The organism is Leclercia sp. 29361, assembly GCF_011290365.1.
GTDB classification, from domain to species: Bacteria; Pseudomonadota; Gammaproteobacteria; order Enterobacterales; family Enterobacteriaceae; genus Enterobacter; species Enterobacter tamurae.
Genome location: NZ_CP049786.1, coordinates 3008199 through 3027894, shown reverse-complemented (window position 1 = coordinate 3027894; position 19696 = coordinate 3008199). Strand labels below are relative to the sequence as shown.

Here is a 19696-nt window from a genome sequence, read left to right as displayed (position 1 = left end):
TATGCGTCAAATAACCTGGTTTTTTAACGCTATTTAACGCCTTTATCTCATTGACAGGCTGCTACTCTTGAGCGCGTAAAAATCCATCAGGGGAAAGTCATGGCAATACAGGGGATTGAAAGCGTCATCAGCCAGTTGCAGGCAACGGCAATGACCGCCCGTCATCAGAACGTGGCTGACGTGCAGTCAACCGTCAGCTTCGCGGGCCAGCTGCATGCGGCGCTGGACCGGATCAGCGATACGCAAACCGCCGCGCGCGTGCAGGGCGAAAAGTTCACCATGGGTGCGCCGGGTATTGGTCTGAACGATGTGATGACCGATTTGCAAAAAGCGTCAGTCTCCATGCAGATGGGCATTCAGGTGCGTAATAAACTGATGCAGGCGTATCAGGACGTTATGTCCATGCAGGTTTAGTCCTTCTGGTGCTGGCGACCCGACCGCTTTAATGCCACACTCTTTTTTTTCGACATAGACGGAACAATGATGAAAAAAATAGCAATGATGGCGGGGCTGCTGGCGTTAACCGGCTGTGTGCAGGTGGACCGATACGAGGACGTGATTAAACATCCCGTCCCGGCTGAACTGGCAGGGTACTGGCAGTCGAAAGGGCCGCAAAGCGCAATGGTCAGCCCGGAAGCGATCGCCACGCTGGTGGTGACGCAAGAAGGGGACACCCTGGACTGCCGGCAGTGGCAGCGCGTGGTGGCGGTACCGGGGAAAATGATGCTGCGTTCGGATGATTTTTATAATGTCACCCGCAAGCTGGATATCTACCCGTTGGATCGCGAAGGCAGCGCCATTGAGTATGACGGGATGAGCCTGCAGCGCGTGGATCGTCCGACCACCGAATGTGCGACTTACCTCAGCAAAAATCCGCTCGGCAGTAAGCTGCCGTAAGTGATTTGCAGGCCGGGCAAGCGTAGCGCCGCCCGGCTTTCCACCCTTTACAATACCTCTTCCAGTACCCACACGCTGACGCTGCCGCCGTTGCAGGTAAACACGCCGGTGCCGGTTTCGTCGGTCGTTACACACTCTTCGCAGTTGCCGAGGAAATCTTTCCAGTTTTTATTACCGTAGTTCTCCCCCAGCGTAATGGTCTTTTCACCCTCATCGCCGTTAGAAAGCACTACCACGCAGCCCGGCTCTTCCTCGGTGCCGCTGCGGCTGAAGGCGATGCAGTTAGGATGATCGAACCACAGGGTCTGTACGCCGTGGGCAAAACGCTGGCGGGCGAGGATCAGCTGGTCGAGCTGCTCGATCACCGGCATCTCAATATGGTACGTCTCGCCGTCACCGCCGGTGTCGTCATAGCTGGCCCCGTACAGATCGGGATAGAAGACGCTCGGCACTCCGTTCTCACGCAGCAAAATCAACGCGTAGGCCAGGGGTTTAAACCAGGCCTCGACCGGAGCCTCCAGGGCCTGTAACGGCTGGGTGTCGTGGTTTGCCACCAGCGTCACCGCGTGGAAGGGATCGGCCTCTACCAGGGTGCCGGTAAAGATCTGGCTCATGTCGTAATCACGTCCCTGCAGCGAGGCTTCATGAAACTTCATGTGCAGCGGGGCGTCGAACAGCATGGTTTTCCCGTCCACCTGATCGATGTAGTGCTGCAGTTTACCGACATCTGGCGACCAGTATTCCGCCACGATAAACAGCGGTTTCGGCGCAACCTCCTGCACATGCTCGATCCACTCTTTATAGAACCATGCCGGAATATGTTTCACCGCATCCAGACGGAAGCCGTCGCACTGGGTCTGTTCCATTGCCCAGCGCGCCCAGTATTTAATCTCCTCGGTCACCGCCCGGTTACGAAAATCGATGTTCTCGCCCATCAGGTAATCAAAGTTCCCCATCTCGTTATCGACCTGGTCGTTCCAGCCATCGCCGGTATAGTCATTGACGATCTTGAAGATGCCGTCTTCATCGGGGTTTTCGATATGATCGATGCCGCTAAAGCATTTGTAGTCCCAGACGAACGCCGAGTACTGTCCGGCCCGCACCGGGAAGGTGTAGCGGGTCCAGGCTTCACATTCGATAATCTCGTCATCGATCTGATTACGATCGTCCGCATTGACCCGCTGAACGCGGATAGCCTCTTTCTCATCGGCGCCCATCTTGTGGTTCACCACCACGTCCATCAGCACCGCAATGTCGTTGCGTTTTAACGCCCCGATAGCCGCCAGCAGCTGGTTTTTATCCCCGTATTTAGTGGGAATAGAGCCTTTTTGATCGAACTCACCGAGGTCGAAGAGATCGTAGCAGTCGTACCCGACGGAGTATCCACCGGACGCCCCTTTATAGGCCGGGGGCAGCCAGACCATGTTGATACCGATATCGTTTAAAAGGTCGGCGCGCTCGGCGACTTCCGGCCAGAGTTGGCCGCCATCAGGGTAATACCAATGAAAAAACTGTAAAAGGGTGGGGTTTTTCATCTTCCGTGCTCCAGTTTAAGAACACAGACAGTATGAGCGAGGCGGAGAAAGTTAGCGGGTGATATAACGAAATATAATCACCCGCTTGTCATCATCACCGGATTAAAGATCGGCGGGGAAAAGAATATTGCCAGAAAGACGTCCATAAGTTGCATTCAGATTATGTTGTCGGGAGGAGTGCCCAACCAAAGTTCTCAGCTCATCCATACGCTGCTGAAGCAAGGCCTTAAGCTCAATTTCGTTATCGATGATCTGTCTCAGCATGGGGCGAATTTGCGCCTGCACGTGCGGCGCAATCTCATTCGCATCCTGGAACTGGGTCAGCTTTTCAACGGCGCTCAGGTATTTCACTTCGAAGGTAATAAGTTCATCCCAACGCCCTGATTTTGACATAGCCAGCATCGCGGCGCTGGTGGTTAACAGCTGCTGATAGTGTTGGAGCAATCCCAGATTGGCTTCCATTAGTCATTGTCCCGCATATGTTGAGAATTGGGCCCTATCTCTTTCCAGGCATCCGCGATGTTGTTCAGCAACTCCATCACTTCATTAATGGCATCAATATCGTTATGGATATTGGCCTGTAAAAGACGCCGCGTCATATAGTCGTAGAGGCTGTCGAGATTGGTGGTCAACTCGCCACCCACCTCGTGATTCAGCCCTGACTGCAGACCGTTACTGATAATATTGATGGCTTTTCCCAGCGCCTGCCCTTTACCGGGAATGTCCCCTTGCTCAATCAATATCATGGCCTTTTTCATGGCGCTTAACGCGCCATCAAAAAGTAAAACCACCAGTTGATGCGGGCTGGCACTCAGGACGGCACTCTCAACGCTTACCTGCGCATAGGCCTGAATTCCCGATTTTGTATACATCTTAGAACCTCAACTCATCATTCATTAACTGTTCATAGCATTAAACTGCTGGGTCAGATAGCTTCCGGTTTGATCCATAGAGGAAACAAGCTGACTTAAGCTGGTAAATTGCGTTTTATACCGCGCCATAGTGGCGGTAATTTGTTCGTTAACACGGTCATACTGATCGGACAGGTTTTTTAACGTCTTGTTAATGCCGTCGGTGGCGCTTTTAACAGAACCTTCATTGCCTAACATGTCTTTTAAGAGGTTGCTGGTTTGCGTCGCCATGCCGGTGGTTTTACCGTCGCCTGACAGAAACGCGAGCACGTCGGTAGACTTATCCGTTAGGGCCTTACCTAACTTGGTGCTGTCTACAGTAAGCTTGCCATTGATATCCTGAGTTATGCCAAGTTGAGACAGCGTCGCCAGTTCGCCAGTACCTTGCGCAGACGAGACCATAGAGCGCACGCGTGTCTGGATATTACGCAGGGTGCCATCGCCCAACAGGTCACCGTTGCTGGAATCCTGAGAACCATCGCCCTGTTTCACCGCAGTATATTTCGTCTGGTTGCTGATGGTGGTCTGCAACGAGTTATACGCATCGACAAACGTCTGAATCGCATCGGTCATCGGCTTATTGTCTTTCACAATTGACAGCGTTTCCGGGCTACCGACGTTGGTCTTGGTAAGATTGAGCGTTACGCCTTCCGGGGCGTCGGTAATAGCGTTACTGCTACGGATAATCTTGATACCGTTAATGTTGACGATGGCATCCGCGGCCGGGACCTGAACCTTCATTCCTGTCGATGTATCGAGCGGATCGTGGCTAATGTATTTCGCCAGCTCGCTGTCGTCGGTGGTGATCGTCATTTCATTGGCGACACCGCTGTCACGGGAAGTCAGTGACAAATAATAACTGTTATCATCCGCCTTGATAATGCTGGCGGTAACGCTGCCCTGCTTGGTGTTAATCGCATCACGCACATCGGCAAGGCTGGTTTTGTCGCTGGCCAGCGTCACCGTCAACGGATCTTTCTGACCCGGCTGCTTGATGGTGATAGTGCGTGAATTCATGCTGCTATCGCCCAGATCGGTATCTTTGCTCGCCACTTTCGGGCTCAGCAGCGTCTGCGCGGCCGCCAACTGCGTTACTTCTACCGAGTACGAACCGGCTGAAGCACTGCTCGCCAGGGTCGCACTGAATGCGGTATTGGTACTGGTTACTTTTGACTGCGCAATCGCAGAGGTGTTTTTCAGCGCGTCTGAAGCAGTTTGAAACTTGGTTAGTGCAGTCTGAACTACGCCCCATGCAGTCAGTTTCGCTTTATAAGAGGTCTGCTGCTGCGTAATCGGCGTGAGTTTGGTCTGCTCCGCTGTCTGTAAATTGTCATACAACGTATTGAGATTCAGACTGGTGCCTGCGCCGAGTGAACTTACACTTGCCATTTTTTTCATCCTTTATTGAGACAATCGCTGGATGCTCTATCGGCAGAAATTGCGAAAAGATTAGCGTTTTTTACATTTATCAATGCGGAAATTAAGCGGAGAAAGATCGGGCAGTTTGTCCTTTTAAAAAAATGATTTTTTTCCTAAAGGTTAGGAAGGGGAGGTCGATAATCAGGTTAGCGGTGAGAAAGCCGTAGGCAGAAGCCTAAATCTGAAACTTTTTTTGAAGGAATACATCATGGCTGTTATCAATACTAACACCCTGTCTCTGACGACTCAGAACAACCTGACTAAATCTCAGTCCTCTCTGGGCACTGCTATCGAGCGCCTCTCTTCCGGTCTGCGTATCAACAGCGCGAAAGATGACGCTGCGGGTCAGGCGATCGCTAACCGCTTCACCTCCAACATCAACGGTCTGAACGTTGCTGCACGTAACGCCAACGACGGTATCTCTCTGGCACAGACCGCTGAAGGCGCGCTGTCCGAGATCAACAATAACCTGCAGCGTGTCCGTGACCTGACCGTGCAGGCGCAGAACAGCTCTAACTCTGCTTCCGACATCGACTCCATTCAGTCTGAAGTTAACCAGCGTTTGGCTGAAATCAATCGTGTCACCAAAGAAACTGATTTTAACGGTATCAAAATCCTTGACAACACCACCAGCCAAGACTTCTCCTTCCAGGTCGGCTCTCGTGATGGTGAAAAAATTGCTATCACCATGGATTCAAGCGCTGGCTGGAACCTCTACTCTAAGGATTCCGTTAAAGTACCCGCAGACGCAACTGATGTGCAGACCGGTGAACTGGCTCTGGTGAATGGCGAAGCACGTAAAGTTAACGCTGACGGCTTTGACGTTCGTGCCGCGGTAACTGCTGCAACTGCCGGTACTCCCGCTGTTGCTGGTAACGACGGTCCAGATGGCATCGCGGGTAACGGTGATGATGTCGCAGCTACACCTGCAGTTGCAGCCACACCTGCTTCCGGTCCACTGACCGATATTGATACAGCTATCAAAGCAGTTGACTCCCAGCGCAGCTCCCTGGGTGCCTCCCAGAACCGTTTCGAATCTACCATCACTAACCTGAACAACACCGTGAGCAACCTGACCGCTGCCCGCAGCCGTATCCAAGACTCCGACTACGCGACCGAAGTGTCCAACATGTCCCGTGCGCAGATCCTGCAGCAGGCTGGTTCTTCCGTACTGGCGCAGGCCAACCAGGTTCCGCAGACCATGCTGTCCCTGTTGCGTTAATTCGCACCGCTTGCCTAAACCCCGCTCCGGCGGGGTTTTTTATGCCTGTTTACCTATAACCCTAAATAACCCCCCATTTGCCCCCCTTTTCACACGATTAAAAACCCTGCAGAAACGGATAATCATGCCGATAACTCAACTAACGCAGGGCTGTTTATCGTGAATTCACTCTATACCGCTGAAGGTGTAATGGATAAACACTCGCTGTGGCAGCGTTATGTTCCGCTGGTGCGACATGAAGCATTGCGGCTTCAGGTGCGGCTACCGGCGAGTGTGGAACTGGACGATCTGCTACAAGCGGGCGGTATCGGGTTATTGAATGCAGTTGACCGGTACGACGCTCTGCAAGGAACGGCATTTACGACTTACGCAGTACAGCGTATTCGTGGTGCGATGCTGGACGAACTGCGCAGCCGGGATTGGGTGCCGCGCAGCGTCCGACGCAATGCACGCGAAGTAGCGCAAGCAATGGGGCAGCTGGAGCAAGAGCTCGGACGTAACGCGACGGAAACTGAGGTTTCGGAGCGTCTGGGGATCTCCACAGCTGACTATCGCCAGATGTTGCTCGATACCAATAATAGCCAACTCTTCTCTTATGATGAGTGGCGCGAAGAGCATGGCGATAGCATCGAACTGGTGACGGACGATCATCAGCAGGAAAACCCATTGCACCAGTTAATGGAAGGCAATGTACGCCAGCGCGTGATGGAAGCTATCGAAGCTTTACCGGAACGCGAGCAGCTGGTGTTGACACTCTATTACCAGGAGGAGCTCAATCTCAAGGAGATTGGCGCTGTACTGGAAGTAGGGGAGTCGCGGGTTAGCCAGCTGCACAGCCAGGCCATTAAACGCTTACGTACCAAGCTGGGTAAGTTATAGGTGATCCTTATCACCCGTTAAGTGCCGCACAACGTATTGACAACCAGGAGTTATCATGACGGTGCAGCAATCTAAAAGACGGCCATTAAGCCGCTACCTGAAAGACTTTAAACACAGCCAGACGCATTGCGCCCATTGCCATAAGCTGCTCGATCGCATCACGCTGGTTCGTCGCGGCGAAATCGTCAATAAAATTGCGATTTCCCGCCTCGATACTTTGCTGGATGAAGCCGGATGGCTGGAAGAGCAGAAGGAGTGGGTGGCGTTATGTCGTTTTTGTGGCGATCTGCACTGCAAGGAGCAGAGCGACTTTTTCGATATCATCGGCTTTAAGCAATTCCTGTTTGAGCAAACAGAGATGAGCCATGGCACGGTGCGCGAATATGTCGTGCGTCTGCGTCGCCTGGGCCAGCATCTGACCACGCAGCGTATCTCCCGTGACTTACTGACCAACGGCTATCTGGATGAAAATCTGGAGCCATGGCTGCCTGCAACCAGCACCAATAACTACCGGATTGCGCTGCGCAAGTACGCACAATTTAAAACGCAAATGCCGGTGTCGCCGAAGCAGAAAGTCCACCGCGAAACAACTTCTGATATATATTAAAAATGAATAACATGTAGCGCAGTCGTGTTTGACCTTGCGGCCGAACGCCCTACACTACACTCAAAATTCCAATGATATCGGGGTAAGTATGAAATTTGCACTTCTGGGTCGTCAGGCGCTGATGGGTGTAATGGCCGTTGCGCTGGTTGCCGGTATGAGCGTGAAAACGTTCGCGGCAGAAGGTCTGTTAAATAAAGTAAAAGAGCGCGGCACGCTGCTGGTTGGGCTGGAAGGCACCTATCCTCCGTTCAGCTATCAGGGTGACGACGGCAAACTGACCGGTTTTGAAGTGGAGTTCGCTGAAGAGTTGGCGAAACACCTCGGCGTGAAAGCGTCGCTGAAGCCGACCAAATGGGACGGCATGCTGGCCTCGCTGGACTCCAAACGTATTGATGTGGTGATTAACCAGGTCACCATCTCTGACGAACGTAAGAAAAAATATGACTTCTCCACCCCGTATACCGTCTCCGGTATCCAGGCGCTGGTGAAGAAAGGCAACGAAGGCGCGATTAAATCTGCCGCCGATCTGAAAGGCAAAAAAGTCGGTGTTGGTCTGGGGACCAACTACGAAGAGTGGCTGCGTCAGAACGTGCAGGGCGTCGATATTCGTACCTATGATGATGACCCGACCAAATACCAGGATCTGCGCGTAGGCCGTATCGATGCCATTCTGGTTGACCGTCTGGCGGCGCTGGATCTGGTCAAGAAAACCAAAGACACCCTGGCCGTTGCCGGTGATGCCTTCTCCCGTCAGGAAGCTGGCGTGGCGATCCGCAAAGACAACGACGATCTGGTGAAAGCGGTCGACGGGGCCATTGCTGAGATGCAGAAAGATGGCACCCTGAAGGCGCTCTCCGAGAAATGGTTCGGGGCAGACGTCACAAAGTAAGCAGTTGAATGCAAAAAAAGGCGCTTATCAAAGCGCCTTTTTTATTTCCTCGCCAGCAACGTGCATAATAAAAAAAGAGAGACTTAGACAGGGTTACGGAGGTTTTCATGTCATTACAGAATCTAACGCGTTTTCCGCGCCTCGAATTTATTGGCGCCCCGACGCCACTGGAGTATTTGCCGCGCTTATCGGACTACCTCGGGCGCGACATCCTCATCAAACGTGATGACGTGACGCCCATGGCGATGGGTGGCAATAAACTGCGCAAGCTGGAGTTCCTTGCGGCAGATGCCCTGCGCGAAGGGGCCGACACGCTGATTACCGCAGGGGCGATCCAGTCCAACCACGTGCGCCAGACCGCGGCCGTGGCGGCAAAGCTGGGCCTGCACTGCATCGCCTTGCTGGAAAACCCGATTGGCACCCAGGCAGAAAACTACCTCAGCAACGGCAACCGTCTGCTGCTGGACCTGTTCAATGTGCAGATAGAAATGTGTGATGCGCTGATCGACCCTGTGGCGCAGCTGCATGAGCTGGCCACCCGCGTCGAAGCTCAGGGCTTCCGTCCTTATGTGATCCCGGTGGGCGGCTCGAACGCGCTGGGTGCCCTGGGGTACGTTGAAAGCGCGCTGGAGATCGCCCAGCAGTGTGAAGGGGCGGCGGACATCTCCTCGGTGGTGGTGGCCTCCGGCAGCGCCGGCACCCATGCCGGACTGGCGGTCGGGCTGGAGCAGTTAATGCCGGACGTCGAGCTGATTGGCGTCACCGTCTCGCGCAGTGTTGCCGAGCAAAAACCGAAGGTTGTCACCCTGCAACAGGCTGTGGCCCAGCAGCTGGAAGTGAGCGCCAGTGCCGATATTATCCTGTGGGATGACTACTTCGCGCCGGGCTACGGCACCCCAAATGAGGAAGGCACCGAGGCGGTGAAACTGCTGGCGCGTCTGGAAGGTATCCTGCTGGACCCGGTCTATACCGGGAAAGCGATGGCTGGCCTTATCGACGGCATCAGCCAGAAGCGCTTCAAAGATGAAGGGCCGATCCTGTTTATTCATACTGGCGGGGCACCGGCTCTCTTTGCCTACCATCCTCACGTCTAAATCACAGGCAGAAAAATCATAATGCAAGAAAGTATTCAACTGGTGATGGATTCGCTGCCTTACCTGCTGAAAGGTGCGGTGTTTACGCTGCAACTGAGTATTGGCGGCATGTTCTTTGGTCTGGTGCTGGGCTTTATCCTGGCTCTGATGCGCATGTCAACGCTGCTGCCGGTGCGCTGGCTGGCACGTTTTTATATCTCCGTGTTTCGCGGTACGCCGCTGATTGCCCAGCTGTTTATGATCTATTACGGCCTGCCGCAGTTTGGTATCGAGCTCGATCCGATCCCGGCGGCGATGATCGGCCTGTCGCTTAACACTGCGGCTTATACTTCGGAAACCCTGCGTGCGGCGATCTCCTCCATTGAAAAAGGGCAGTGGGAAGCCGCCGCCAGTATCGGTATGACCCCGTGGCAAACCCTGCGCCGGGCCATTCTGCCCCAGGCCGCACGGGTAGCCCTGCCGCCGCTGAGCAACAGCTTTATTAGCCTGGTGAAAGACACCTCGCTGGCGGCTACCATTCAGGTACCGGAGCTGTTCCGCCAGGCGCAGCTGATTACCTCGCGCACGCTGGAGGTCTTCACCATGTATCTGGCCGCCTCGCTGATCTACTGGGTGATGGCGACGGTGCTGTCGGCGCTGCAGAACTATTTTGAAAACCAGCTTAATCGCCAGGAGCGTGATCCGAAATGAGTGCTATCGACGTTAAAAACCTGGTGAAGAAGTTTCATGGCCAGACGGTGCTGCACGGCATCGACCTGGAAGTGCAGGAGGGCGAAGTGGTGGCCATCATCGGGCCGAGCGGTTCCGGTAAAACCACGCTGCTGCGCAGTATTAACCTGCTGGAACATCCGGAAGGCGGAACTATCCGCGTGGGTGAGATCACCATTGATACCGGCAAGTCCCTGAGCCAGCAAAAGAGTTTGATTCGCCGTCTGCGTCAGCATGTCGGCTTTGTCTTCCAGAGCTTTAATCTGTTTCCCCATCGTACGGTGCTGGAAAACATCATTGAAGGGCCGGTGATCGTCAAAGGCGAACCGAAAGAGGAAGCCACTGCCCGCGCCCGTGAATTGCTGGCGAAGGTGGGGCTTTCCGGCAAGGAGACCAGCTATCCGCGTCGTCTCTCCGGCGGGCAGCAGCAGCGTGTGGCCATTGCCCGGGCGCTGGCGATGCGTCCTGACGTTATTCTGTTTGATGAGCCGACGTCGGCGCTGGATCCGGAGCTGGTGGGGGAGGTGCTGAACACCATTCGTCAGCTGGCGCAGGAAAAACGCACCCTGGTGATTGTCACCCATGAGATGAGCTTTGCCCGCGATGTGGCGGACCGGGCTATTTTTATGGATCAGGGACGGATCGTGGAACAGGGTCCGGCAAAATCACTTTTTGCCGACCCTCAGCAGCCCCGTACCCGGCAATTCCTCGAAAAATTCCTGATGCAATAGCATATTTGTTCTTAATTGCTCCGGAAATATTCACCGGAGCAATATATTCACCCCATATATGAATGCTCCCCTGATTTTATCCGGTTATTACCGCCCTAAGTACATAAAATGTGTAGATAATTATCCTTGAGACGATATTTTATACATATAAATAAGATTTATGTGTTAGTTTAAGAATCCATAATAATGATTATCTTTTACAGGGGCTTAATTCAGTCAGTATGAAGGATTTAGATTTTTTCACATGGCGGCGGGACTGCTTCCTACGTTTTCAGGAGATGACTTCTGCCGACGAGGTATATCCCGAACTTCAACGACAAACACAGAACCTGGGCTATGATTTCTTCTCCCTCTGCGTTCGTCATCCGGTGCCTTTCACGCGGCCTAAAGTCTCGGTACATTCCACCTATCCGCACCAGTGGATGGCCCAGTATCAGGCAGAAAATTATTTCGTCATCGATCCGGTGCTGAAACCTGAGAATTTCGTTCACGGGCATTTACCCTGGAATGATGCGTTATTCGCTGAAGCGCAACCCTTATGGGACGGTGCACGCGACCACGGGCTACGTAAAGGGATCACGCAATGCCTGATGCTACCTAATCATGCGATGGGCTTCCTTTCGGTCTCCAGCACCAGTCTGCCAGTGAATATCCTGGCGAATGAAGTGGTTGAATTACGTCTGCAAATTCTGGTGCAACTGGCGTTGACCACGCTGCTACGGCTGCAACATGAAATGGTGATGCCACCTGAGATGAAATTCAGCAAGCGCGAGAAAGAGATTCTTAAATGGACAGCGGAAGGGAAGACCTCTGCAGAAATAGCGATCATTCTTTCTATTTCTGAAAATACGGTTAACTTCCATCAGAAAAATATGCAGAAGAAATTCAATGCGCCGAACAAGACGCAGATTGCATGCTACGCGGCAGCGACGGGGATTATCTGACTACACTTCTGTTCTGCGTGGCAGGCGAGTAAACGGCTGAATGCACTGCGTTCAGCCGTTTTTGTTTTATTGACGGTAAGCTTGTTTGATCTGCTTAACGGTGCCGGAAAATACCGCGGCCTGAGCCTGGTCTTCCATCTCAGCAATCTGGCGTTCCATCTTAATGATCACACGGCCAGCGTCCGCTTGGCCCATCGCCTGCAGCATCAGAGTCAGCAGGGATTTCAGGCAGGAGACTTCCTGTGCCAGTTCTTGATTATTCTCCGCAGTGGCGAAATCAGGTGTGCTCATTTATTTTCCTCATGATAAAAACAGCGCTTTTGCGCATAGATCAAAGTTAAGGCGGCGGAGTATATCACAAGCCGTCAGGAAAAACGCAGTGCTTGTTTTTTGTACTTTCTCGCGTTTAGTTTATTCAATTGAACAAACATTAACTCTGATTTTTCTAAGACTTTAGTGTGGGTTAATTGTTTGGAGAAGGTAGACAAGAGGTTAATTATTGTTACAAATTTAAAAGGTGGATTTTAACAGCATTATATGCGCATTAAACTTTGTAAGTTTTTGAAAACATCCGCCTGAAAAAAGAGACCGAAGCCGCATTGCACAAGGCTTTAGTTTCCAGTTGATGTACAAGTTAATTTCCAAAAAAGGGAGCAATATCGGCGATATGCATTTTTTAACGTTTTCAGTTTCGGATAAAAACCGTTAATATATGCCGAATTAACTGTCTGTAGCCGTTATCCCTATTCTGGAGAATTTCCTTTGATCAACGTCCTTCTTGTTGATGACCACGAACTGGTGCGCGCAGGGATACGACGCATTCTTGAAGATATTAAAGGTATTAAAGTGGCTGGTGAGGCCTGCTGCGGTGAAGACGCCGTGAAATGGTGCCGGTCAAATACCGCGGATGTTGTCCTGATGGACATGAACATGCCTGGGATTGGCGGCCTGGAAGCGACGCGTAAAATCGCGCGTACCTGGGTTGATACCAAAGTCATCATGCTGACAGTTCATACTGAAAATCCCCTTCCTGCAAAAGTAATGCAGGCGGGCGCAGCCGGTTATTTAAGCAAAGGCGCAGCCCCTCAGGAGATGGTTAATGCGATCCGCTCCGTGTTTTCCGGGCAGCGCTATATCGCATCCGATATTGCGCAGCAGATGGCCCTCAGCCAGATTGAGCCAGAAAAGACCGAATCACCCTTTGCAAGTTTGTCTGAGCGCGAATTGCAGATTATGCTGATGATTACCAAAGGCCAAAAGGTGAATGAGATCTCCGAGCAGCTTAATCTCAGCCCGAAAACGGTGAATAGCTACCGCTATCGTATGTTCAGTAAACTGAACATCCATGGCGATGTTGAACTCACTCACCTGGCCATCCGTCATGGTCTGTGCAATGCCGAGACCCTAATTAGTCAGTGAGTGATGTGTTTGAATCCAGTGCTTTCCTGAAAACCGTTACCAGCCAGCCAGGCGTCTACCGGATGTATGACGCCGGCGGGACGGTTATCTACGTCGGAAAAGCGAAAGATCTCAAAAAGCGACTTTCCAGCTATTTCCGCAGCAATCTTGCTTCCCGCAAAACAGAGGCGCTGGTCGCCCAGATCCAGCAGATCGATGTCACTGTGACCCACACAGAGACCGAAGCGCTGTTGCTGGAACATAACTATATCAAGCTCTATCAGCCGCGTTACAACGTGCTGCTGCGCGATGACAAATCCTATCCGTTTATTTTTCTCAGCAGCGATACTCATCCGCGTCTGGCGACCCATCGTGGCGCCAAACATGCGAAAGGCGAGTACTTCGGCCCATTCCCTAACGGTTATGCCGTACGGGAGACCCTGGCCCTGCTGCAAAAGATTTTCCCGATTCGCCAGTGCGAAAACAGCGTCTATCGCAACCGCTCCCGCCCCTGTCTGCAGTATCAGATTGGTCGCTGCCTCGGGCCCTGCGTGGAAGGGCTGGTCAGCGAAGAGGAGTATGCGCAGCAGGTGGACTATGTGCGCCTGTTCCTCGCCGGGAAAGACGATCAGGTCCTGACCCAGCTGATTGCTCGTATGGAGAAGGCCAGCCAGGCGCTGAACTTTGAAGAGGCGGCGCGGATCCGCGATCAGATTCAGGCCGTGCGTCGGGTCACGGAAAAACAGTTTGTCTCCAACAATGGTGATGACCTGGACGTGATTGGCGTGTCGTTTGATGCGGGCATGGCCTGCGTCCATGTGCTGTTTATCCGCCAGGGCAAGGTGCTGGGCAGCCGCAGCTACTTCCCGAAAGTGCCGGGCGGCACCGAGCTGGGCGAAGTGGTGGAGACCTTTGTCGGCCAGTTCTATCTCCAGGGTAGCCAGATGCGCACCCTGCCGTCGGAAATTTTGCTCGATTTTAATCTGAGCGATAAGACGCTGCTGGCCGATTCGCTGTCGGAACTGGCGGGGCGTAAGGTGAATGTCCAGACCAAACCGCGCGGCGATCGTGCCCGCTACCTGAAGCTGGCGCGTACCAATGCGGCGACGGCCCTGAGCACCAAACTGTCCCAGCAGTCGACCATTCATCAGCGTCTTGCCGCGCTGGCGACGACGCTGCAGCTGCCGGAAGTGAAACGGATGGAGTGTTTCGACATCAGCCACACGATGGGGGAGCAGACCGTGGCCTCCTGCGTGGTGTTCGATGCCAACGGGCCGGTGCGTGCGGAATATCGCCGCTACAATATCACCGGCATTACCCCTGGCGATGACTATGCCGCCATGAACCAGGTATTACGCCGTCGCTACGGTAAAGCCATCGAAGAGAGCAAGATCCCGGACGTCATCATCATAGACGGGGGGAAAGGGCAGCTCGGCCAGGCTAAATCGGTATTCGCCGAACTGGACGTTCCCTGGGATAAGCATCATCCGCTGTTACTGGGCGTGGCAAAAGGTACCGACCGTAAAGCCGGGCTGGAAACCCTGTTCCTGGAGCCGGAAGGGGAGGGCTTTAGCCTGCCGCCGGATGCACCTGCGCTGCATGTTATCCAGCATATTCGCGATGAGTCGCACGATCACGCGATCGGCGGCCACCGTAAAAAACGCGCGAAAGTGAAAAACACCAGTACGCTGGAAACGATCGAAGGGGTCGGGCCAAAGCGTCGCCAGATGCTGCTGAAATACATGGGCGGTTTGCAAGGATTACTCAACGCCAGCGTGGAGGAAATCGCAAAAGTGCCGGGTATTTCGCAAGGGCTGGCAGAAAAAATCTACTACTCGTTGAAACATTGAGGGCTCTGTAGCAACATAGGGCTAATAATTACTGACAACAAACAGTTACCGTCACTATGCGATTAAACATCCCTACGTTGTTAACGCTTTTCCGCGTCGTCCTTATCCCTTTCTTTGTGCTGGCGTTTTATCTGCCCTTCGTCTGGGCACCTTTCGCCTGTGCATTGATCTTTTTCATTGCAGCAGTGACCGACTGGTTTGATGGCTATCTGGCGCGTCGCTGGAACCAGAGCACCCGTTTCGGCGCCTTCCTCGACCCGGTCGCGGACAAGGTGATGGTTGCCATCGCCATGGTGCTGGTGGTGGAGCACTACCACAGCTGGTGGGTGACACTGCCTGCCGCGACCATGATTGCCCGCGAAATTATTATCTCGGCCCTGCGCGAGTGGATGGCTGAACTGGGTAAACGCAGCAGCGTGGCGGTCTCCTGGATCGGCAAGGTGAAAACTACCGCGCAGATGGCGGCGCTGGTGTGGATGCTGTGGCGTCCAAACGAGTGGGTAGAATGGGCGGGTATCGGCCTGTTTATGGTCGCTGCGGTGCTGACGCTCTGGTCAATGCTGCAATATTTGAACGCTGCACGCGGCGATTTGCTTGATCAGTGATCGTTTCGCCGTAATTTTCAGCAAACGATCTTGAGTTAAGAAAAATAACGTTGACTCAAAGCGTCAGGTAAGTAGAATGCAACGCATCGAACGACGGCACGGTTCGTTAGTCGATAACAAAATCAAGTGATTAGCATAATGACTTGATGATTGCGGGAATAGCTCAGTTGGTAGAGCACGACCTTGCCAAGGTCGGGGTCGCGAGTTCGAGTCTCGTTTCCCGCTCCAAATTTAAGACAGTCGCATTTGCGGGTGTCAGTCGAAAGACAAAAGATTTAAGGCGCGTTAGCAAAGCGGTTATGTAGCGGATTGCAAATCCGTCTAGTCCGGTTCGACTCCGGAACGCGCCTCCACTTTCTTCCCGAGGCCGGATGGTGGAATCGGTAGACACAAGGGATTTAAAATCCCTCGGCGTTCGCGCTGTGTGGGTTCAAGTCCCACTCCGGCTACCATGGGAAAAAGAAGAATAATCAAAGCAATAAGCAGTGTCGTGAAACCACCGAAAGGTGGTTTTTTTGTGCCTCAAATCTGCTTCCCTCATTTCATGTCGTGATTATTGACCGCCTTCCGACGCTCTCCGCTGATCATCAGGACCTGCTGAACAGGTGCGAGAGGTTAGCCCCTTTCAGGAAAATAAACGCCAGCAGCAGGCCGCCCCACAGGGCCATGGTGATATAGCTGCTCACCCCGAGAATGTTCAGCCCGCTCTCCAGCATCTGCAGCAGGATCAGCGCCATCACCATGCCAAAGACTTTGCCAAAGCCGCCGTCAGGATTTACCCCGCCCAGCACCGCCGCCAGAATCGACACCAGCAGATAAGACTCACCATAAGAAGCTTTGGCCGAGTTCAGCTTGGACATCATCAGCAGGGCGGCAATCACGCACAGTACCGATGAAAGTATATAAACCCAGATAAGGGTTTTACGGGTGTTGATCCCGGAGTAGTGGGTCGCCTGTTCATTGGAGCCAATCAGGTAAAGGGTGCGTCCAAAGGCGGATTTTTCGAGGATCACCCACAGCACCGCCACCACGGCCAGAAAAACCAGTAGGGGTAGCGGAATGCCAAGGACGTTGGTGCTGTTGATGACCAGCACGTAATCCGGGAAGTTCGAGATAGACGAGCCTTTGGAGATCAGAATATTGATCCCCTTCAGCAGGGTCATGATCCCGAGCGTGGCTAAAATCGGCGAAACCCGCACCACGGCAATTAAAAATCCAATCACCGAACCTATCACTATCGCCATGGCTAATCCGGCAGCCAGTACCAGCAGCATGCTGCTGAGGGTTGGGGGATAGTGCGTGGCGACCCAGGCCATTACCAGCCCGCAGGCATTCATGGTGGCAATGATAGAAAGGTTTATCCCTCCGGTAAGAATGGTCACCGCCATGGCTAACGCCAGCACACCGAGGATCGGCATTTGCGAGGCGATGGACTGGAAGTTAGCTGAAGACCAGAAGACAGACGGGATGAGGAAGCTAAACGCGATCACGACGATGGCGATTAACAGACTGAGGTAAATCTCAACGCGATCCTGGGTTTTTCTGGCGCTCATGCTAATGCTCCCTGACCTTTGCGCTGACTCCAGGCCGTCATGCTGATGCTGGTGACAATCACCACACCGGTCACGACCGTATGCCAGTAAGAGGAGATCCCTAAAAGATTGAGACCGTTTTGGATAACGGCCAGTAAAATGACCCCCAGCAGGGTGCCGAGTAAGGTGCCGCGCCCGCCGACGATGCTGGTTCCGCCTAACACGACCGCCGCGAGCACCGTCAGCTCATAGCCGAGCAGGGAGTCGGGGGCGACGGTTAATACGGTCGCGGATTGCACCACACCAGCGACGCCGGACATCAGGCCCATATAGCCGTAGACAAACAGCTGTATTTTAAAGATGCCGAATCCCATCCGGGAGGCTGCCTCGCGGTTGCCACCCATGGCGTAAATCATCCGGCCGATGCTGGTTTTATTCATGATAAAACCGGTTAGCGCCACCACCACCAGCAGGGTGAGGATCGGCAGGCTCAAACCATAGTCGTAGCCATCGGCGGCAGTGAATTTAAACAGCATCACCCCCTCTTCAAACCACTCCGGATAGCTGTAGAGCCACACCCCTTTGGTCAGGTACAGCAGCAGGCCGTAAAAAATATTCAGGGTGGAAATGGTAATGATGATCGAGGGAACCTTAAGCCGGTTAACCAGCGTGGCGTTGACCAGGCCGAGGAGTAAACCCAGCCCGCCGGACAGCGCAAACGCGAGAGCAAAGTTGCCGCTGGTGCCCTGAATCAGGGTGACCATCACGTACTGGGAGATGATGGTCATCGCCGGGAAGGAGATATCGATCCCGCCGGAGATCAGGACGATGAACAGACCGCAGGCCAGGATGGTTAACATGGCGTAGTTGTTGATCAGGTCGTAGATATTGCCCAGCGTCATAAAGTCGGCGCTGGCAAACGACAGATAGCCGCCAATCACGATAATGGTCAGGCCGAGGAACAGCTCGTGAGTTTTCACCCCAATTTTATTAACCATTGACGACCTCTGCCAGCGCGGCCTCGGTGGTTTTTTCCGGGAGGATTTCCGCGACGATCGCCCCCTTGCGCATGACTAAAATCCGGTGGCTGTTAAAGTACGCCTCGTCGATCTCATCGGTGATCATCAGCACTGCGATCCCCTTGCGCGACAGGGCGGAGATGATCTGGTAGATCCCCGCTTTATTGGCAATGTCGACCCCGACGGTGGGGGAGTCGAGGATCAGCACTTTGGGGTTGATGGCCAGCCATTTGGCAATTGCCACGCGCTGGGCATTGCCGCCGGAGAGGGTATTCACCGGCAGGTTCACGCTGCCAATCTTAATGCTCAGTTGCTCGATAAGATCCGTGACGATGCGGTCCGATTTCGACCTGTCCAGCAGGCGGAAGGGGGTTTTCAGCCGCTGCAGCACGGTCGAGATAATGTTGTCGTTAATCGACTGATCCATCACCAGACCGGTGCTCATCCGATCTTCAGAGACGTAGCCTATTCCGGCTTTCACCGCATCCCGGTTGCTGGCGAACTGCACCGTCTTACCCTCCAGCACTATCTCGCCGGAATCCGGCTTTGTCAGCCCGAACAGGCTCAGGCACAGCTCCGTGCGCCCGGCGCCCAGCAGCCCGGTAATGGCCAGGATCTCCCCCTGATGGATCCGGAAGGAGATGTCTTGATACTGCTGATGTTTAGTCAGGTTTTTTACCGTTAGCGCCACCTCGCCAATCTTCTCAATCGGCGGCAGGACCGCATAAGAGAACTCCTTCCCGGTCATCAGGAAGGCGAGTTTTTTATTATTGATATCGCTGGCGGGATAAGTGCCGACCAGGCTGCCGTTTTTCAGCACGGTGATACGGTCAGAGATCTCCAGCACCTCATCCAGCCGGTGGCTGACAAATACCACGCAGATATCTCTTTTCTTGAGATCGCCGATCACCCGCAACAGCCCCTTCACCTCCTGCATGGTCAGCGAGGCGGTGGGCTCATCCATAATGATCAGCCTGGCTTCCTGGGCCAGCGCCCGACAGATGGCGACGATCTGACGTTGGGCGATGGGCAGGGAGTCGACGTTCGCATCCAGATCTAATCTCGCATCGATACTCTTCATCGTCAGCTCGGCGATGCGGCGGATCTCCCGCTTGTTGACCAGCAGATTGTGGTGGTGCTGGTGGATACCGATGTTTTCCGCAACGGTTAAATTGGGGAATAAAGAGAGATCCTGATAGATAACCTGAATCCCGGCTTTAACGGAGTCGATGGGCGAAAGATGGGTGTAAGGTTTGCCGGCAATGGCAATCTCAAATCCGGGATCGGGTTTGTAGACGCCGGAGATAATTTTAATCAGCGTCGATTTGCCGCAGCCGTTCTGCCCGGCCAGACAGTGAACTTCTCCCGGAAACAGCGTCAGGTTGATGTTATCCAGCGCTTTCACACCGTAGAAGGTCTTGCTGATCTTACCCAGTGAAATAAAGGGCTCCATGTC

At 53.5% G+C, this 19696-nt stretch carries 21 protein-coding genes and 3 tRNA genes; 16 read left to right on the top strand and 8 right to left on the bottom strand.

Annotated elements, in window-relative coordinates:
- The first annotated feature begins 99 nt into the window (after positions 1 to 99).
- Together fliE and yedD are read left to right on the top strand one after the other, a co-directional pair.
- Positions 100 to 414 carry a flagellar hook-basal body complex protein FliE gene (fliE, locus tag G7090_RS14560; protein ID WP_106993417.1) on the top strand — a complete coding sequence of 105 codons (315 nt, stop codon included), beginning with the start codon at positions 100 to 102 and terminating at the stop codon, positions 412 to 414.
- Positions 415 to 483: 69 nt separating this feature from the next.
- A complete protein-coding gene (yedD, locus tag G7090_RS14555) occupies positions 484 to 897 on the top strand; it encodes a lipoprotein YedD (RefSeq protein ID WP_166182884.1) in 414 nt (137 codons plus the stop codon).
- 47 nt (positions 898 to 944) lie between these two features.
- Here the strand turns inward: yedD and amyA are convergent, their stop codons facing one another.
- From amyA to fliD, 4 genes are all read right to left on the bottom strand, one after another.
- The gene (amyA, locus tag G7090_RS14550; RefSeq protein WP_166182883.1) at positions 945 to 2432 is read right to left on the bottom strand and encodes an alpha-amylase; all 1488 of its coding nucleotides are present in this window, start codon (positions 2430 to 2432) and stop codon (positions 945 to 947) included.
- 102 nt (positions 2433 to 2534) lie between these two features.
- Entirely contained in the window at positions 2535 to 2894 is a 360-nt protein-coding gene (gene fliT, locus G7090_RS14545) for a flagella biosynthesis regulatory protein FliT (RefSeq protein WP_166182882.1), read from the bottom strand.
- A complete protein-coding gene (gene fliS / locus G7090_RS14540; RefSeq protein WP_166182881.1) occupies positions 2894 to 3304 on the bottom strand; it encodes a flagellar export chaperone FliS in 411 nt (136 codons plus the stop codon). The genes fliT and fliS overlap by 1 nt, the downstream gene beginning before the upstream one ends.
- A gap of 24 nt (positions 3305 to 3328) precedes the next feature.
- On the bottom strand, positions 3329 to 4732 hold the full coding sequence (gene fliD, locus G7090_RS14535) for a flagellar filament capping protein FliD (RefSeq protein WP_166182880.1): 1404 nt from the start codon (positions 4730 to 4732) through the stop codon (positions 3329 to 3331).
- Between the two features lie 238 nt (positions 4733 to 4970).
- Between fliD and G7090_RS14530 the strand changes: the two genes are divergently transcribed.
- The 8 genes from G7090_RS14530 (at position 4971) to sdiA (ending at position 11836) form a co-directional block, all read left to right on the top strand.
- The gene (locus G7090_RS14530; protein WP_166182879.1) at positions 4971 to 5984 is read left to right on the top strand and encodes a flagellin; all 1014 of its coding nucleotides are present in this window, start codon (positions 4971 to 4973) and stop codon (positions 5982 to 5984) included.
- 159 nt (positions 5985 to 6143) lie between these two features.
- On the top strand, positions 6144 to 6863 hold the full coding sequence (fliA, locus tag G7090_RS14525; protein WP_032612078.1) for an RNA polymerase sigma factor FliA: 720 nt from the start codon (positions 6144 to 6146) through the stop codon (positions 6861 to 6863).
- Between the two features lie 55 nt (positions 6864 to 6918).
- The gene (fliZ, locus tag G7090_RS14520; RefSeq protein ID WP_106993397.1) at positions 6919 to 7470 is read left to right on the top strand and encodes a flagella biosynthesis regulatory protein FliZ; all 552 of its coding nucleotides are present in this window, start codon (positions 6919 to 6921) and stop codon (positions 7468 to 7470) included.
- A gap of 88 nt (positions 7471 to 7558) precedes the next feature.
- Entirely contained in the window at positions 7559 to 8359 is an 801-nt protein-coding gene (gene tcyJ, locus G7090_RS14515) for a cystine ABC transporter substrate-binding protein (protein WP_166182878.1), read from the top strand.
- Positions 8360 to 8466: 107 nt separating this feature from the next.
- The gene (gene dcyD / locus G7090_RS14510) at positions 8467 to 9453 is read left to right on the top strand and encodes a D-cysteine desulfhydrase (protein WP_166182877.1); all 987 of its coding nucleotides are present in this window, start codon (positions 8467 to 8469) and stop codon (positions 9451 to 9453) included.
- Positions 9454 to 9474: 21 nt separating this feature from the next.
- Complete coding sequence (tcyL, locus tag G7090_RS14505; RefSeq protein ID WP_106993394.1) at positions 9475 to 10143, top strand: cystine ABC transporter permease; 669 nt, start codon at positions 9475 to 9477, stop codon at positions 10141 to 10143.
- Positions 10140 to 10892 carry an L-cystine ABC transporter ATP-binding protein TcyN gene (gene tcyN / locus G7090_RS14500; RefSeq protein ID WP_166182876.1) on the top strand — a complete coding sequence of 251 codons (753 nt, stop codon included), beginning with the start codon at positions 10140 to 10142 and terminating at the stop codon, positions 10890 to 10892. The genes tcyL and tcyN overlap by 4 nt, the downstream gene beginning before the upstream one ends.
- A gap of 221 nt (positions 10893 to 11113) precedes the next feature.
- A complete protein-coding gene (gene sdiA, locus G7090_RS14495) occupies positions 11114 to 11836 on the top strand; it encodes a transcriptional regulator SdiA (protein WP_106993392.1) in 723 nt (240 codons plus the stop codon).
- Between the two features lie 66 nt (positions 11837 to 11902).
- Here sdiA and G7090_RS14490 read toward each other — a convergent pair whose 3' ends face one another.
- Positions 11903 to 12127, bottom strand: a complete 225-nt coding sequence (locus tag G7090_RS14490) for a DUF2594 family protein (protein WP_106993391.1) — start codon at positions 12125 to 12127, stop codon at positions 11903 to 11905.
- Positions 12128 to 12598: 471 nt separating this feature from the next.
- On the opposite strand from G7090_RS14490, the gene uvrY reads away from it, so the two are divergent.
- The 6 genes from uvrY (at position 12599) to G7090_RS14460 (ending at position 16141) form a co-directional block, all read left to right on the top strand.
- Positions 12599 to 13255, top strand: coding sequence for a UvrY/SirA/GacA family response regulator transcription factor (gene uvrY / locus G7090_RS14485; protein WP_106993390.1), 657 nt, complete (start codon positions 12599 to 12601; stop codon positions 13253 to 13255).
- Positions 13252 to 15084 carry an excinuclease ABC subunit UvrC gene (uvrC, locus tag G7090_RS14480; RefSeq protein WP_106993389.1) on the top strand — a complete coding sequence of 611 codons (1833 nt, stop codon included), beginning with the start codon at positions 13252 to 13254 and terminating at the stop codon, positions 15082 to 15084. The genes uvrY and uvrC overlap by 4 nt, the downstream gene beginning before the upstream one ends.
- Positions 15085 to 15140: 56 nt before the next feature.
- Complete coding sequence (pgsA, locus tag G7090_RS14475) at positions 15141 to 15689, top strand: CDP-diacylglycerol--glycerol-3-phosphate 3-phosphatidyltransferase (protein ID WP_138369386.1); 549 nt, start codon at positions 15141 to 15143, stop codon at positions 15687 to 15689.
- A 152-nt stretch (positions 15690 to 15841) separates the two neighbouring features.
- Positions 15842 to 15917 (top strand) — tRNA-Gly (locus G7090_RS14470).
- 51 nt (positions 15918 to 15968) lie between these two features.
- Positions 15969 to 16042, top strand: a tRNA-Cys gene (locus tag G7090_RS14465).
- A gap of 12 nt (positions 16043 to 16054) precedes the next feature.
- Positions 16055 to 16141 (top strand) — tRNA-Leu (locus G7090_RS14460).
- Between the two features lie 135 nt (positions 16142 to 16276).
- Here the strand turns inward: G7090_RS14460 and G7090_RS14455 are convergent.
- From G7090_RS14455 to G7090_RS14445, 3 genes are read right to left on the bottom strand one after another with little or no spacing between them, the layout of a single operon-like run.
- The gene (locus G7090_RS14455) at positions 16277 to 17242 is read right to left on the bottom strand and encodes an ABC transporter permease (RefSeq protein ID WP_106993387.1); all 966 of its coding nucleotides are present in this window, start codon (positions 17240 to 17242) and stop codon (positions 16277 to 16279) included.
- Positions 17239 to 18219 carry an ABC transporter permease gene (locus G7090_RS14450; protein ID WP_166182875.1) on the bottom strand — a complete coding sequence of 327 codons (981 nt, stop codon included), beginning with the start codon at positions 18217 to 18219 and terminating at the stop codon, positions 17239 to 17241. The genes G7090_RS14455 and G7090_RS14450 overlap by 4 nt, the downstream gene beginning before the upstream one ends.
- Positions 18212 to 19693, bottom strand: a complete 1482-nt coding sequence (locus tag G7090_RS14445) for a sugar ABC transporter ATP-binding protein (protein ID WP_166182874.1) — start codon at positions 19691 to 19693, stop codon at positions 18212 to 18214. The genes G7090_RS14450 and G7090_RS14445 overlap by 8 nt, the downstream gene beginning before the upstream one ends.
- Positions 19694 to 19696: the final 3 nt, after the last annotated feature.

Excerpts from the sequence above, each read along its gene's own strand:
- G7090_RS14530 (WP_166182879.1), top strand. The coding sequence starts at position 4,971 with ATGGCTGTTATCAATACTAACACCCTGTCTCTGACGACTCAGAACAAC.
- fliD (WP_166182880.1), bottom strand. The coding sequence starts at position 4,732 with ATGGCAAGTGTAAGTTCACTCGGCGCAGGCACCAGTCTGAATCTCAAT.
- pgsA (WP_138369386.1), top strand. The coding sequence starts at position 15,141 with ATGCGATTAAACATCCCTACGTTGTTAACGCTTTTCCGCGTCGTCCTT.
- dcyD (WP_166182877.1), top strand. The coding sequence starts at position 8,467 with ATGTCATTACAGAATCTAACGCGTTTTCCGCGCCTCGAATTTATTGGC.
- fliE (WP_106993417.1), top strand. The coding sequence starts at position 100 with ATGGCAATACAGGGGATTGAAAGCGTCATCAGCCAGTTGCAGGCAACG.
- fliZ (WP_106993397.1), top strand. The coding sequence starts at position 6,919 with ATGACGGTGCAGCAATCTAAAAGACGGCCATTAAGCCGCTACCTGAAA.
- tcyJ (WP_166182878.1), top strand. The coding sequence starts at position 7,559 with ATGAAATTTGCACTTCTGGGTCGTCAGGCGCTGATGGGTGTAATGGCC.
- G7090_RS14450 (WP_166182875.1), bottom strand. The coding sequence starts at position 18,219 with ATGGTTAATAAAATTGGGGTGAAAACTCACGAGCTGTTCCTCGGCCTG.
- G7090_RS14445 (WP_166182874.1), bottom strand. The coding sequence starts at position 19,693 with ATGGAGCCCTTTATTTCACTGGGTAAGATCAGCAAGACCTTCTACGGT.
- amyA (WP_166182883.1), bottom strand. The coding sequence starts at position 2,432 with ATGAAAAACCCCACCCTTTTACAGTTTTTTCATTGGTATTACCCTGAT.
- tcyN (WP_166182876.1), top strand. The coding sequence starts at position 10,140 with ATGAGTGCTATCGACGTTAAAAACCTGGTGAAGAAGTTTCATGGCCAG.
- fliS (WP_166182881.1), bottom strand. The coding sequence starts at position 3,304 with ATGTATACAAAATCGGGAATTCAGGCCTATGCGCAGGTAAGCGTTGAG.
- fliT (WP_166182882.1), bottom strand. The coding sequence starts at position 2,894 with ATGGAAGCCAATCTGGGATTGCTCCAACACTATCAGCAGCTGTTAACC.
- tcyL (WP_106993394.1), top strand. The coding sequence starts at position 9,475 with ATGCAAGAAAGTATTCAACTGGTGATGGATTCGCTGCCTTACCTGCTG.
- yedD (WP_166182884.1), top strand. The coding sequence starts at position 484 with ATGAAAAAAATAGCAATGATGGCGGGGCTGCTGGCGTTAACCGGCTGT.
- G7090_RS14490 (WP_106993391.1), bottom strand. The coding sequence starts at position 12,127 with ATGAGCACACCTGATTTCGCCACTGCGGAGAATAATCAAGAACTGGCA.
- sdiA (WP_106993392.1), top strand. The coding sequence starts at position 11,114 with ATGAAGGATTTAGATTTTTTCACATGGCGGCGGGACTGCTTCCTACGT.
- G7090_RS14455 (WP_106993387.1), bottom strand. The coding sequence starts at position 17,242 with ATGAGCGCCAGAAAAACCCAGGATCGCGTTGAGATTTACCTCAGTCTG.